Source organism: Bacillus sp. GW823-FHT06A10 (assembly GCF_058795375.1).
Genome location: NZ_JBXAHT010000002.1, coordinates 45839 through 60120, shown reverse-complemented (window position 1 = coordinate 60120; position 14282 = coordinate 45839). Strand labels below are relative to the sequence as shown.

Genomic DNA, 14282 nt, shown 5'->3' with positions numbered 1-14282 from the left:
TTTTTCTCTTCTAATCTAGCTATGTCGTTGAATCATTTCTTGTATTTCTTTAACTCTCTCTAAAGTAATTCCATTTCTTTGTTCGATTGCTAAAGGATGCTCGGTTGGCTCTAATTCAACATACGGTGCCGTTCGAACTTCTCTTATATGTACATTTGTTTTTAAATTTAATGTTTCTGGATAAAATGGTATTTCTACAGATAACCAACCAAAATAAGGATCACTATTTTCTCGGCCTATCTCATCCCACTTTTCTAATACTTCATCATAACTTTCTTTACTAAGTGATACCCAAACAGTCCATATGAAATTTTCGTGGTAGTCAATGATAGGAATCTCTAAACATCCTCTAATAAAATAATGTTCATCATCCATTACACAAAGATCCGATGTTAAATGGAAGCGTCCCTCTCTTTCATAGGGCGCTACCTCGTAATAATAATATGGCGCTTCACTTCCGTAGCATAGAGGTAGTGCAAAACGATGCATTTGTACTTTTTCTCCGGATTTTCTTCTTCTTTTCATTTGTTATTCTTTCTCCTATCCTTTTCAGTCACAATCAAACTCTACCCAATTTCTCCAATGCGTATTAGCATTTTCATTCACAATAACACTTGGATCTTTCTTCTCTATTGCAGAGGCTACTGATTGGAAGAATTCATTTTCACTTACTTTTTCGTCTTCAACATGTTTCCATTCTTCCGTTTCATACGCTACTTCCCAGTCGCCTTCTAAACCGAACTCTTCTAAAATTTCTCCTTTATCCCACCACAATAATTTTTGAGCTTCCTCATTAGTAGCAAGCATACGCATGAAGTATGTTGGATAATGCTCTGTCGTTTGTACTTCTATTCCATTATTTATATAATCTTCTTCTGTAAATTCATATTCAAAATGATGCTCGCGAATTTTTAAACTGCCGTTATAAATATTCGGTATAAATTCACCTTCATCATCAAACAACTCATAATCGCCATTATTTAATTGTAAAATGCAATCATCACCCATTGAATGAGTAATTCTATCGCCATATACTTGAATATCATTACATACACCTAATGAACCTACACCCACAATTTGAAACACCATTAGCCAATCCTTAGCATCTTTAAAGAAAAGAGAGAATTTCACTTGTGAAATATCCATATATTCATTATCAAAGGCAGGAAATTCATAGTTACTTTGCTTTTTATCTAATAGTTTTAAAATATCTTTTTGCATATGTATCATCTTCACCCCGATATAAACAAAAATATTTTTTTAATTTCACTAGAGTATAACATAACCATACTTACCTGTGACATTCTAATAAAACTACTAAAAAATAGAAGAATGGCTTGTTTGCATACTCTAGTTCTTTTTATGTACAATGAAGGAAAGAAGTACCTTCATATAAGGGAGAGGACAAACTTTGTTCAACCAACAATTAGTTAATTTACGCATTGATTTTGCATTTAAACAATTGTTTGGTACGAATGGTAGCGAAGATATTCTAATTGCATTTTTAAATGCTATGTTACAAGAGTCTTTAGAGTCGCCCATTGCTTCTCTACAACTAGAAGATCCACATTTACACAGGGAATATGAAGAGGATAAGTTATCTATTTTAGACATTTCAGCAACATTAGACACAGGAACAAAAGTCAATGTAGAAATACAACTCAATAATAATCACGATATGGTTAAACGCAGTTTATATTATTGGGGAAGACTATACACATCTCAACTACAAAAAGGGATGCCCTACAGTGCACTTCACAAAACCATCACCATAAACTTACTAAACTTCGTAATGTTTTCGGAACACCCAGCCTTCCATACAACAAGCATATTATGGAATACACAACAACAAAAACTCCTGAGTGACGACATTGAAATCCACATTATAGAAATTCCAAAGTTAACTGAACAATGGCATGAAGAAAAAGTAAATCCGTGGAAAGATCCATTTGTTCGTTGGCTTTTATTGCTTTCGGCAAATGAGGATGAGCACTTAACTAAACTATTGGAGGATATTGCTATGAACGAAGATCCTATTTTACAAAAAGCGATAAATAAATGGGAACGTATGAGTCAAGATTCTTCTTTCCGGCAAGCCTATGACGCAAGGGAGAAAGTTTTAATGGATGAAGCAGCAAAATTCGCCCATGCAGAGACAGAAGGAATAAAAAGAGGAATGGAACAAGGAATTAAAAAAGGGCTTGAAAAAGGGCTTGAAAAAGGCATTGAACAGGGCATTGAACAAGGCATTGAAAAAGGCATTGAAAAAGGCATTGAACAAGGTCGAAAAGAAGGAGTTCAACAGGGGAAAATTCAAATGATTAAAAATATGTATGATCTTGGTATACCACTTGAAACGATTGCTAAGGCAAGTAAATTAAGTTTGCATGAGATTGAGCATATTTTAGGACATAAATAGTCATAAAAAAAGAGCTTGAATAGTTTCAAGCTCTTTTTTTATCAACTCTCCTCAATATCATCCAATTGAGTCTTATAACACTCATCACACTCTGGCCTCGTAGGAAGAATCCCTCTTTCATCAGGTAATAAAACCCTCAAAACTTCTCGATCCATCTCTGCAAAAGACTTCATAATAATGGGATATCTTTCTCTAAAAAGGTTAACATCCATACAGTTTTTCCTTTATCGTTCATCAGCAGCACTTTATGGTTTAACTTCCAAGCCACTTCACTAACATGATCAAACATCTTTGTTAATACGCCTTAATCAATTTCAAGCCATCCCATTCCCATAGAAAGAAATAACAGCCCAATTACAAAAAAGAGACCCCCAGTTAAAAAATAGAACGGTGCTCCGTGCAATGGATCACTAAATAACTCTATCAAATTTCCAGCTACTACTTTCCATTTCTCTTTCTTTGAATTTTTTTCTTTTATTTCTTTAACAAATCGATAGATACTTATACTAATCAAAATAATTCCTATTAATAGGCATCCTACTATGATTAAAATCTCCAAATATAACACTCCATGTGTACATTTATATTTATTTTCGTTTACATACTATTGTTATTCATAATCCATTTTAGCTAATAAACAAACGAAAGAGAACTAGGTGGATTAATGTTTACTTAAAAATAAAAAGTCCGAAACTATATAAAGTGATTTCGGACTTTTTATTTTTAAAATATTAAATTACATTTCGAACAAAAAGGAGCTGAATTTCCTCTTCTAATTTTCGTATCACATTTTGGACAATATACATATCGTTCCTCTACCTTTTGTCGTTCTATCATGTGTAAGGATACTATTTTCATACTGCACATAATTCCAATTAAGATAAGGCTAAAAATGAGTAGCACAACGCTCTTCCTCCCTTAACTACTTACCTATATTTTACCATTAAATAAAGATAATTTTATACTTATAATCCTATCTTGTCCTTCATACTGGAAGAAACTTTCTTTACTTCTATTTACTCATCAGCGTGATTCTTTTTTGTCTATATAAATAAAGAATACCTGTAACTATAAAAACAATCACGCCAAAATACACGCCATATTCTATCGCAATCGCTACAATACTTTCAATATGCTTTCCAAATAAAGCACCGAGCACAAAATAAACGAGTGTCCAAACAAATCCTGTCGTATAAGAATACAATGCATACGTCTTAAATGACATGTTATTCATTCCAACTAAATACGGCACGATATGTCTTACAACTGGTATGAAATAGCTTGTAACTAACGCGTACTGTCCGTATTTATCAACCATTTCTTGTGATTTTATTAAATACTTTGCTTTTTTCTTTTTCATCAATTTATGGAGTACCTTCGTGCCAAATACCTTCCCTAATATATATCCTAAAGAAAGCCCTGATACAACACCTAAATATGTTAATACAAATGAAGGAACAACACTTAATATACCTACTGAAGATACGAAACCACCACTCATAACAATCATTTCATCTGGAATTGGCATACCGATAATACCTAACCATAAACAGAAAAATAATGCCCAATAACCGTATTGCTCGATATAGGATAATAATTCATGTAATTCCATTATGCATACGCTCTCCTTAGTTCTTTTTTGCAACTAAAGACGTAGGCTGGCGGGAAATTGAGCCATACTTTTTCTAGTGTAATTTCAGGGAAGAAATGCTGTATAAACCCTTTTTTCACAAGTGAATATTGAAATGTAATGAACTCACCATTCTCATGTATCGCTTCCATCGCATTATTTAAAATGCGCTTTGAAACTTCTTCTGGTAAAGAAGTGAAAGGCAACCCTGATAAAACGTAATCAATGCATTCTATATTGAGCTCCTCCATATACTTCTTTATATTTTCAGCTGAACCGTGTACAACAATGACATTCTGCTCATCTTTAAACTTTTTTTTTAATTCTTTGAAAAATACTTCATTAATTTCAATAAGAAGAAATATTGTTTCCTTCTTTTTTCTCTTCATAATCTCTTTCGTAAAAACCCCTGTGCCAGGCCCTAACTCTACAATACATTTCGCTTTATTAAAATCAATTACATCGACCATTTTCTTCGCTAATATTTTTGAACTTGGCGCAATTGCACCAGTATGTTTTGGATGCTTTATAAATTCATGTAAAAATGTAATGAGCTGCATGTAAACCTCTCCTCATTCGTTCGATAGTTTTTAACTTGTGTCTAAGTATAACTATCGTTTCTTAATAAAAATTGAGGAAGTTTCTTAAGATTTTATGAAGAATAAAAAAACAGCTATCGCGTGTAGCGATAGCTGCCCCTTATTACTTCGCACTCACGATCTTATAATAAGAACGAACCGTTAAGAAGTAATATCCAATATAGATGACACCGTATACTCCAATACTAATGAGAAGCGGAATCATAATTTCAAATGGTAATATATTTGATAAACCTTTTAGTGCAAATAAACTGTGTAAAATACCGATTACTAACGGAATAGCGAAGATAAAGCTTACTTGTTTTGCGATAGCTTTCTTCATTTCTTGCTTCGTTACACCAACTTTATGAAGGACAATGTAACGATCACGGTCAGCACTTGCTTCTGTTAATTGTTTAAAGTAAATGATTGAGCCTGTTGCTAATAGGAATACTAATCCTAAGAATAACCCAATAAACATCATTAAGCCTGTCGTTTCAAGCCCCATTTGGAACCCTGTATAGAAATCGTTAAATGGTTTTAAAACTTCTGATTCTCCAGCTGGCATAATACTTGCTAATTTTGCTGTTAACTCTTTACTATTTCGCTCACCTTTTACATCAATATTTTTTACAGTACGCGTTTCGTTTACTTGTTTCACTTGCTCATATGTTTTATCAGGAACGATTACAAATAGTTCATTTAAATTTGTAAGGCTTCTATTATTTACACCTTTAATTTTTAATTCTTTTGACTCATTTCCAACAGGGAATACAGCTGTATTTCCTGTATAAAGAGGACCAAAATCAAGTTTCTCAATATATAAGCTATCATATACGAAAGCTTCATTCGCACTTAAATTTACAGGTTCTACATCTAAATGTTTCACATGTTTATTAAAGCTTGATTGAGAAATAAGCTGGTACTGATTCGTAACATTATAGTGTGTGTTCAGAACTTGATCAGCTCTTTCACCTTTAAATGTTCCTTTCACAGGAATCATTTCAACTTCTGATTCATAGGTGACTGGGTGATTATTCTTCTCTCCAGCAAGTATTTCATTTACTTTTTTATCTAATGCTGCATCTTTTTTCTCATAGGAATAACTATACGGCGCAGCAACTTTTGATTGCGTAAATGTGTTGTAATACATCGTAACTGACGTACCAACCGCTGTTAATGTAACTGCACTTAAAATAGCGATTGTCGCCAATGATTTCGCATTTCCTTTAATACGATATAGTAACTGCGATGTCGTTACCATATTCATACCATTATAAAATGCTGACTTATTATTTCTTGCACGTTTCAATACAAATACTGTGAAGAACATGAACAGTAAATAAGTCCCTGCTACTGTCGCTAATAAAATATATAATGCAACGACCATAAAGTCTGCATACATAACTGCTTTCATGTACATTAGCGCTAAAAAATAACCTGAACCGATTAAGAAAACTGAAATTAATGCCATAATGACAGATCCTTTTGGCATTGCTTCTCCTTCACGTTCTGCACGGAAAAGTTCAATTAACTTAAAGCGATAAATTAAACGATATCCTTGAAGTGATGTATATAAAATAATCACAAAGAAAATAATTGCTGTATCAATAATGGCAGCCATCGGTACTTCGAAATGAACGTTTAAATTTAATCCCATCATATTTACTAATAACTCAAGGAATAATTTCGAAAGGACACTACCGATCGCAATCCCGATTACTAATGACATTAATCCCATTAACATATTTTCATAAAAGAGCATTTTACCAATTTGTCTTTTACGAATACCTAATAACGAATATAAGCCAACTTCTTTTTTACGTTTACGTGTAAAGAATCCGTTCGAATATATAATGAACACTGCTACGAAAATGATAAGCATCACACTTGAAACTTGGAATGCTCCGCTAATTTTTTTTGAAGCTTCTGCTGCTTTTTCCATTTGTGAATTATATTGCAGTGCTTTAAATGTAAAATAAATAACGATACTAAAAATCATAGATGCGAAATATACAAAGTAGTCTTTAAAGTTCCGCTGTATGTTGCGGAGGGCAATGCTAGATAAGGTCATCAGCCATACCTCCAGAAATAGAAGACATTACGTCAACGACTTTTTGGAAGAACTGTTTACGCGTTGATTCACCACGGTGCAATTCTTTATATAGTTCACCATCTTTAATGAAAATAACTCGTTTACAATAACTTGCTGCAAATGCATCATGCGTTACCATTAAAATTGTTGAGTTATCATATTCATTTAATGACTTCATACTTTCAAGTAAATCTGTTGCAGATTTAGAATCAAGCGCTCCAGTTGGCTCGTCTCCGAAAATCATACTTGGATTCGTAACGATTGCACGTGATGCTGCGCAGCGCTGCTTCTGTCCACCTGACACTTGATATGGGAACTGACTTAAAATATGATCAATACCAAATTTCTTTGAGATTTCAAGAACGCGGCGATCAATCTCACTCGCTTTCACCTTTGATAACGCAAGTGGTAAAGCAATATTCTCTTTCACTGTTAACGTATCTAATAAGTTATAATCTTGGAAAATGAAACCTAAATGATCGCGGCGGAATAATGCTAACTTATCATCATTCATTTTCACAATATCTTTTCCATCAATTAAAATTTCACCGTTCGTCGCATTATCAATTGTAGAAAGAACATTTAGTAAAGTCGTCTTACCAGAACCAGAAGGTCCCATAATTCCAACGAACTCACCTTCTTTTACTTGTAAGTTAATACCTTTTAACGCTGCAAATTTATTACCACCCGTGTCATATACTTTTTCAATATTTTTTGCTTCTAATACTGTTTTCATCTCGACATCCCTCATTTCTTCTATTCTCTATTTTCAACTATATACACTCTCTACTCTTGCCACTATCGATATTTCTTACACAAACATGACAGTTATGTAAGGCACATAAGTAAAGAAATCAAAAAGTTAACATAATGAATTAAAGTACTTTGTTACTATAACATTGGGATATCATACCATCCATTCATTCTCCTTACAGGAACATTACAATTTTGTAAGGTGAAAAAGTTACCTACAAAGTTGTGCACGAAATGTCGGATGGGGCCATTTCGTTCCTGCTATTCTATGTACAGAGGAGGTCATAATATGGATTCACTTAAAAATATGAATGCTGCAATGCGCTATATTGAAGATAACCTTACGAATGAAATTGATTTTAAAGAAGTTGCAAAAATAGCTTACTGCTCCGAATATCATTTCAAGAGAATGTTTTCTTTTTTAGCTGGCATATCATTATCAGAATATATTCGCTGTAGACGTCTTACTCTCGCTGCCTTTGAACTAAAAAACAACAATGTAAAAGTCATTGATATCGCTATAAAATATGGATACAACTCACCAGATTCATTCGCTCGTGCATTTCAAAACTTGCACGGTATAACACCTTCAGAGGCCCGAAATAGTAGCCATTCTTTGAAGGCTTATTCACCAATGACCTTCCAATTATCCATTCAAGGAGGAAATGAAATGAACTATCGAATTGAAGAAAAAGAGCCCTTTCGAATTATAGGTATTACAAAACGAGTACCAATCGTTTTTAACGGTGTAAATAAAGAAATTGCTTCTATGTGGAAAAGTTTAAACCCAGAGTCTATTCAAACATTAAAGTCCCTTTCAAACATTGAACCTACTGGAATTATTAGTGCTTCTACTAATTTTTCTGAAGGAAGAATGGAAGAAAAAGGAGAACTCGATCATTATATTGGAGTAGCCACAACAAAGGATTGTCCAGAGCAGTTTAAACAACTCGAAGTCGCAGCTTCAACATGGGCTATATTCGAAGCTGTCGGCCCATTTCCTGATGCACTACAAAATGTATGGGGACGTATTTATTCTGAATGGTTCCCTTCTTCGAACTATGAACTAGCGGAAGGACCGGAAGTATTGTGGAATGAACAGAAAGACATATCTTATCCAAACTTTAAAAGTGAAATTTGGATACCGGTTTTGAAGAAGTGATAAAAAAACAAAGCTGCTCTTCCCTAAAAGGAAAAGCAGCTTTATTTACATTTTCAACTCTTCTTTATAAATACTATATGACTTTATTTTTGATACGATAATACATATTAATATGATTCCAATTCCCATAAAAATATTAAATGGATCTGGAAGCAAAGCCCCGGCATATATACAAAGTGAACCTATTACAAATACTCTCGAAGCAAATCTATGTGTTTTTCTCCAAACTACAGGATTTTCTAATGTCCAGCCCATTCGGATGCCTACTAACCCGTTTGGCTTCGTTTGTTGCATGTAATTACCTAGTACAAGAAACAATGTTCCAAGTCCAAAATTAAATGCAATGGAGCCCGATGCAATATAATTAGACGCTGCTAATAGCGCAAATAAGTTACAGCCGAATCCTATCAAAAGAATAGCATAACGGATTGCGGAAAGGACTTTAGCATGCTGTTTATACTTATCTTTCGTTACGTCAATATACCCAAGAGCTAGCCATATCAAATACAGCAACATCATGCTACCTATTGAAACAGAACTTGCTTCTACTTTAGAAAAATATCCATCTACTACTCCTGACGCATTATAATGACGTGGAATTTGTTCTGGTAAATGTGGCCATACAATATACCATCCAATTGCAATACCAATAATTAAACTCCATGGTAATACGTGTCTTTTCATCCTCTCTCCCCCATAATTTTTTATTAAGCCCCTATTTCTTTTTTATAAGCAATATATGAATATCCCATTGTTAATCCTACTGCACCGGTAATAATGCCAATGATTAGGAAACCTTTCCACGCTGCCGGAGCAAAAATACTTAAAATCATAATAACGCCTAATACAACAAACACCTTTCCGCTAAAACGGTGCGTTTTTCTCCACACTTCTTCGTTACTTAATGTCCACGGTGTTTTTATACCTACAAAGTAGTTTGGTTTACATTGTGGTAAATAATTGCCGATGATTATAAATAAAAGACCAACAAGAATATGCGGTGTACTATTCATTGGAATGTCATAACCTAATCCAGCCCCAATTCCAATGGTACTTACTAAAAATAATAGGAATAATACGCTATAATTCATTACATTATAACCTTTAGAAAACTTCTCATAATTCCTATGTTTCGGATCTATCTTAGGCAATACAGTCAATAAAGCATATATAAAAACCATAATTGCTACATCAAAAATCAACATTCCCATTTTTGACATATGCCCATTTACTTCACCATCAATGTTCCAATGACTCGGAACCTCTCCCGGTAAATAAGGCCATGCAGCACACCATGCAATAATCGTTAAAGCAATTAATAATAACGGAAATATATGCTTCCTCATTTCCCCTCTTCCCCCTTATTCGTAAATGTAAACACCCAAGTCAATAAATCTTGAAAGACCGTTGTGTTTAAAGAGTACACAACGAATTGCCCTTTCTTTTCATCTTGAATAAGTTCAGCATTTTTAAGTGCGCTTAAGTGGTGTGAAATACTTGGTTTTGTCATATTGAAATGTTCAGCAATCTCACCAGCGGTTAGATCACCTTCTTTTAATAAGTCTAAAATTTTTCGCCTTGTTGGATCTGCTAATGCTTTGAATGCTTGATTCAATGTCTTTCTTCCTTTCGATAATTAGACATTTAGATATTTATCTAAATGTTAAACCGATTACCGTTATTTGTCAATTTAATCCAGCGCCCTTTTTACTTTTCTCACTTTTAACCTATACTGTTTACTAGCTTATCTTTCAACATAATGAAAAGACTTGAAACACATGATACACTATAGCTACAATTGTTTTTTTTGAGGAGGAATATACATATGTATAAAATTTTAATCGTTGAAGACGATCCAAATATTTCATCATTACTGCAATCTCACATTCAGAAGTACGGTTATGAGGCTGTGGTAGCGGAGAATTTCGATGATATTATGGAATCGTTTAACGCTGTGAAACCACATCTTGTTTTACTTGATGTAAACTTACCGAAATTCGATGGTTTCTACTGGTGCCGTCAAATTCGTCATGAATCTACTTGTCCAATTATTTTCATTTCAGCTCGTGCTGGTGAGATGGAACAAATTATGGCAATTGAAAGCGGTGCGGATGATTACATTACAAAACCGTTCCACTACGATGTTGTAATGGCGAAAATTAAAGGACAATTACGTCGTATTTACGGTGATTATGCACCAAATATTTCTGAACGTATCGTTGAAGTAGAAGGTTTAAAACTATTCCCAGAACGTCCTGAAATTCACTTCGGATCTGAACAAGTTCTTTTAACGAAGAAAGAAGCTATTTTAGCTGAAATGTTATTATCTAAATTCCCTCGTACAGCGAGCCGTGAAGATTTATTAGCTGCGCTTTGGGATGACGAGAGCTTCGTTGAAGAAAATACATTAAACGTAAACATTACGCGTCTTCGTAAAAAGTTTAATGAGCTTGGCATTGAGAACTCTATTGAAACAGTACGTGGACTTGGATATCGCTTTAACGCAACTTGGAGTGAATAAGCATGAAGCTATTTTTACGTGATCATTTTGCATTTTTCCTACTGTACGTTTTAAACTTCGGTATCATTTTCGTTCTTTATGATGCAGTAGATGGATTTCAAAACAATAAATTTTACTTCGTCGTTTTAAGTTTATATTTATTTATTTGTTTCCTCGCTTACCGTTACGTTCGCAATCGTAGAATGTACCATAGATTAAGCGAGCAACCAGAAAAAATGGAAGATGCGTTTATTGAAAGAGCAACTGCTCCGATGCCTCACGGTGTCAATGAACTCGTACGTACACAGTACCGTCTCTTCCAAAAAGAACTACAATCGTATGAAGTAAAACAACAAGAACATCAATTATTCATTAACCATTGGGTACATCAAATGAAAACACCTGTTTCTGTTATGCAGCTTATGGTGCTAGAAATGGAAGATGAGCATTTAATTCCAAAGTTTAAAAAAGAATTAGAGCGTCTAAACCAAGGGCTTGATATGGCTTTATACATGGCTAGGTTAAATAACTTCCATGAAGATTTCCATGTCGAGACGATTTCATTAAAAGATACGGTAACAAAAAATATTAACGGATTAAAAGAACTATTCATTCGTAATGGTGTCTTCCCTGTTTTAGAAGTCCATTCTGATTTAAAAGTTGCTTCTGATGCAAAATGGCTAAAATTTATCATCTATCAGTTAATGACAAATGCTGTTCGTTACTCTGGTGAGCGCGGAAAGAAAGTTTTCTTATCTGCTTACCGAAACGGAAAAGATATTATTTTAGAAGTTCGCGATGAAGGTGTTGGTATTCCGCAAGAAGATATTCGAAGAGTATTTGAACCATTTTACACTGGGAAAAACGGTCGCGCATTCGGAGAATCTACTGGTATGGGACTTTATATTGTAAGTAAAATTTGTGATTATTTAGGTCACTCTGTCAAACTAGATTCTGAAGTTGGTAAAGGAACGACGATTAAAATCATCTTCCACAACGCTGCAAATAATCAAGCAGAACATACGGAGAAGGTGACCGAAGCATGATCGTAACATATGCAAGCAAAATGTATGAGAACTCACTCTCATACATTTTTTGCAATACAACTACTTCTATATCTTCTAGCCGGAGGTATAATCTATGACATTTTGGCAATTTGCATTTAAAAACGTCACGCGCAACTCAAGAGCTTATTTTGCTTACTTTGTTAGTAGCTCCTTTTCCATTGCTGTGTTCTTTTCGTTTGCTGTTTACTTATTCCATCCGAAATTACAAAACTTTGACATGACTTCTGAAATTTCAGGATTAATGATATTTTCAGAAGTAGTAATTGTATTTTTCTCTTTCTTCTTTTTACTATATTCCATTGGTACTTTTTTAAAAGTTAGAAAAAAACAATTTGGTGTTTTGACCATTTTAGGAATATCGAGAAAACAATTACATCGTCTTGTTTTTATGGAGAATATGTTAATCGGGATTTTATCTATCTTTTTCGGCATGCAGTTTGGAGTTGTTTTTTCTCAATTTTTCTTATTAGTAACATCCAAACTTACGCATGTTCCAGGAATATATTTATACGGTCCTACTAACGCGTTTATTTTAACAACCATTGTTTTCCTTAGTCTTTTTATCATTGTATCTGCATTCACACCAATGCTTATTCGTACAAAAAAAGCGGTACACCTTTTAAAAACAAATGGTGGAAAACAAAAAGAAAGAAAACCATCCATACTTGTTTCATTATTTGGTGCGATTTGTTTATTTGGTGGTTATGCGTTAGCTGGAAATCCTAAATATTTCGTATCAGTAAGCCCGCAAATCGGTGTTATATATATGGTTTCAAGTATTTTCGTTATCCCAATGCTTGTTACAATCGGAACATATTTCTTCTTTTCACAAATTAGTTTCTTACTGATTTATATTTTAAAGAAAAGAAGGAAGTTTTATATGAAACGGATTAATATGCTTTGGATTTCGGATTTAGCGAGCCGTATTCGAACGAATATTAATATGCTTTTTATTGTAGCAATGCTATCTACAATTGCTTTCACAATGATTACGTTTCTATATGGATTCGGGAAATTTATTAAGCTAGAAGTTAATAGAACTTCTCCTTTTCCAATTTCTTATTTTTCTTATGATGCGAATCCTTTTGTTACAGAGCATTTAAATTGGCTTGAGCAACAATTACAAAAAGAGCATTTCCCCTATCAAAAAATAAAAGCTGATATATATGAAACACCACTAAAAGAAGATAAAGATATAGCTATTTATAATGACGTATACGCAATTAAGCAAAGTGACTATAACAAACTTGCATATTCTTTACGAATGAAACAACTATTTATGGATGATAACGAAGCATATGTGCTAACAGGGACATCTTATATCACCATATTCAACGAATTTGAGCAAAGCTACAAAAGAGATTACATTACACTCTCTAGTACAAATACGAAATTACGAGTGAAAGGCTATGAGCATGTGAATGCAATTCCATCTGGCTTTTCATATCAAACGATAGTTTTGCCTGATGTTATCGTAAATAACTTACCTAGCACCGTAAAGCATATATCAGCATACAATTACAAAATTCAAAACTGGGAACAGACATATGAAATTGCTGATAATTTTATAGAAAAAGTTCAAAAAGATCGAAATAAATCCCAGTATGAAGGACCTCTTATTCGTTCCTTTGAATCAGCAGGATCGTTATACAAAATAACATCAGGCAGTGCTGCATTTTTCCTAATTGGGACATTTTTAGGAGTTATTTTCTTCATTGGAGCTGGTAGCGTTCTTTACTTTAGAATGTATACGGATTTGACGAACGAACAAGAGAAATATATAACGATTTCTAAAATCGGTGTAACAGATACAGAGATGAAACGATCTGCAACCATTCAACTTAGTATTTTATTTTTCATTCCGTACATTATGGCATCCATTCATACAATGTTCGCAACAAAAATGCTACAAGATGTAATTGGTTTATCTCTGTTCAAAGAGGTTTCAGCCGTTCTTATTATTTTTGGATTCGTTGAAATCGTATTTTTCGTATTCATTCGTTCACTTTATATGCAAAAATTATCACAATACACGAGTGGACAAAATATTTAAAACAAACTTGATGAAAAGAGTATTT

At 33.7% G+C, this 14282-nt stretch carries 16 protein-coding genes; 5 read left to right on the top strand and 11 right to left on the bottom strand.

Annotated features, from left to right (window positions below):
- Positions 1-15: 15 nt before the first annotated feature.
- Positions 16-525 (bottom strand): DUF2199 domain-containing protein, encoded by a 510-nt coding sequence (locus tag AC1Q8M_RS15025; protein WP_098855651.1) that lies wholly within the window; start codon positions 523-525, stop codon positions 16-18.
- 24 nt (positions 526-549) lie between these two features.
- The gene (locus AC1Q8M_RS15020; RefSeq protein ID WP_001168096.1) at positions 550-1221 is read right to left on the bottom strand and encodes a DUF7003 family protein; all 672 of its coding nucleotides are present in this window, start codon (positions 1219-1221) and stop codon (positions 550-552) included.
- A gap of 190 nt (positions 1222-1411) precedes the next feature.
- Here AC1Q8M_RS15020 and AC1Q8M_RS15015 point away from each other — a divergent pair, with 190 nt between their 5' ends.
- The gene (locus AC1Q8M_RS15015) at positions 1412-2419 is read left to right on the top strand and encodes an Rpn family recombination-promoting nuclease/putative transposase (RefSeq protein WP_098855650.1); all 1008 of its coding nucleotides are present in this window, start codon (positions 1412-1414) and stop codon (positions 2417-2419) included.
- A gap of 304 nt (positions 2420-2723) precedes the next feature.
- Here AC1Q8M_RS15015 and AC1Q8M_RS15010 read toward each other — a convergent pair whose 3' ends face one another.
- From AC1Q8M_RS15010 to AC1Q8M_RS14985, 6 genes are all read right to left on the bottom strand, one after another.
- The gene (locus AC1Q8M_RS15010; protein ID WP_000404319.1) at positions 2724-2978 is read right to left on the bottom strand and encodes a hypothetical protein; all 255 of its coding nucleotides are present in this window, start codon (positions 2976-2978) and stop codon (positions 2724-2726) included.
- A 164-nt stretch (positions 2979-3142) separates the two neighbouring features.
- Positions 3143-3322 (bottom strand): hypothetical protein, encoded by a 180-nt coding sequence (locus tag AC1Q8M_RS15005; RefSeq protein WP_001986677.1) that lies wholly within the window; start codon positions 3320-3322, stop codon positions 3143-3145.
- A 109-nt stretch (positions 3323-3431) separates the two neighbouring features.
- Positions 3432-4031 carry a DedA family protein gene (locus AC1Q8M_RS15000; RefSeq protein ID WP_098855649.1) on the bottom strand — a complete coding sequence of 200 codons (600 nt, stop codon included), beginning with the start codon at positions 4029-4031 and terminating at the stop codon, positions 3432-3434.
- On the bottom strand, positions 4031-4609 hold the full coding sequence (locus AC1Q8M_RS14995) for a class I SAM-dependent methyltransferase (protein WP_001176062.1): 579 nt from the start codon (positions 4607-4609) through the stop codon (positions 4031-4033). The genes AC1Q8M_RS15000 and AC1Q8M_RS14995 overlap by 1 nt, the downstream gene beginning before the upstream one ends.
- A gap of 142 nt (positions 4610-4751) precedes the next feature.
- The gene (locus tag AC1Q8M_RS14990) at positions 4752-6701 is read right to left on the bottom strand and encodes an ABC transporter permease (RefSeq protein WP_000176150.1); all 1950 of its coding nucleotides are present in this window, start codon (positions 6699-6701) and stop codon (positions 4752-4754) included.
- Positions 6688-7458 (bottom strand): ABC transporter ATP-binding protein, encoded by a 771-nt coding sequence (locus AC1Q8M_RS14985; protein ID WP_000859656.1) that lies wholly within the window; start codon positions 7456-7458, stop codon positions 6688-6690. Before AC1Q8M_RS14985 ends, AC1Q8M_RS14990 begins: the two co-directional genes overlap by 14 nt.
- A gap of 306 nt (positions 7459-7764) precedes the next feature.
- On the opposite strand from AC1Q8M_RS14985, the gene AC1Q8M_RS14980 reads away from it, so the two are divergent.
- Complete coding sequence (locus AC1Q8M_RS14980; RefSeq protein ID WP_098361113.1) at positions 7765-8637, top strand: AraC family transcriptional regulator; 873 nt, start codon at positions 7765-7767, stop codon at positions 8635-8637.
- Positions 8638-8682: 45 nt separating this feature from the next.
- Here the strand turns inward: AC1Q8M_RS14980 and AC1Q8M_RS14975 are convergent, their stop codons facing one another.
- From AC1Q8M_RS14975 to AC1Q8M_RS14965, 3 genes are read right to left on the bottom strand one after another with little or no spacing between them, the layout of a single operon-like run.
- On the bottom strand, positions 8683-9321 hold the full coding sequence (locus AC1Q8M_RS14975; RefSeq protein ID WP_098361112.1) for an SdpI family protein: 639 nt from the start codon (positions 9319-9321) through the stop codon (positions 8683-8685).
- A gap of 23 nt (positions 9322-9344) precedes the next feature.
- A complete protein-coding gene (locus AC1Q8M_RS14970) occupies positions 9345-9983 on the bottom strand; it encodes an SdpI family protein (RefSeq protein ID WP_098855648.1) in 639 nt (212 codons plus the stop codon).
- Positions 9980-10252 carry an autorepressor SdpR family transcription factor gene (locus AC1Q8M_RS14965; protein WP_001070531.1) on the bottom strand — a complete coding sequence of 91 codons (273 nt, stop codon included), beginning with the start codon at positions 10250-10252 and terminating at the stop codon, positions 9980-9982. The genes AC1Q8M_RS14970 and AC1Q8M_RS14965 overlap by 4 nt, the downstream gene beginning before the upstream one ends.
- A gap of 210 nt (positions 10253-10462) precedes the next feature.
- Between AC1Q8M_RS14965 and AC1Q8M_RS14960 the strand changes: the two genes are divergently transcribed.
- The 3 genes from AC1Q8M_RS14960 to AC1Q8M_RS14950 all read left to right on the top strand — a co-directional run bounded on the left by AC1Q8M_RS14960 (position 10463) and on the right by AC1Q8M_RS14950 (position 14257).
- A complete protein-coding gene (locus tag AC1Q8M_RS14960; protein ID WP_000276738.1) occupies positions 10463-11158 on the top strand; it encodes a response regulator transcription factor in 696 nt (231 codons plus the stop codon).
- A gap of 2 nt (positions 11159-11160) precedes the next feature.
- A complete protein-coding gene (locus AC1Q8M_RS14955; RefSeq protein ID WP_000765341.1) occupies positions 11161-12183 on the top strand; it encodes a sensor histidine kinase in 1023 nt (340 codons plus the stop codon).
- 94 nt (positions 12184-12277) lie between these two features.
- Positions 12278-14257 carry an ABC transporter permease gene (locus AC1Q8M_RS14950; protein WP_098361111.1) on the top strand — a complete coding sequence of 660 codons (1980 nt, stop codon included), beginning with the start codon at positions 12278-12280 and terminating at the stop codon, positions 14255-14257.
- Positions 14258-14282: the final 25 nt, after the last annotated feature.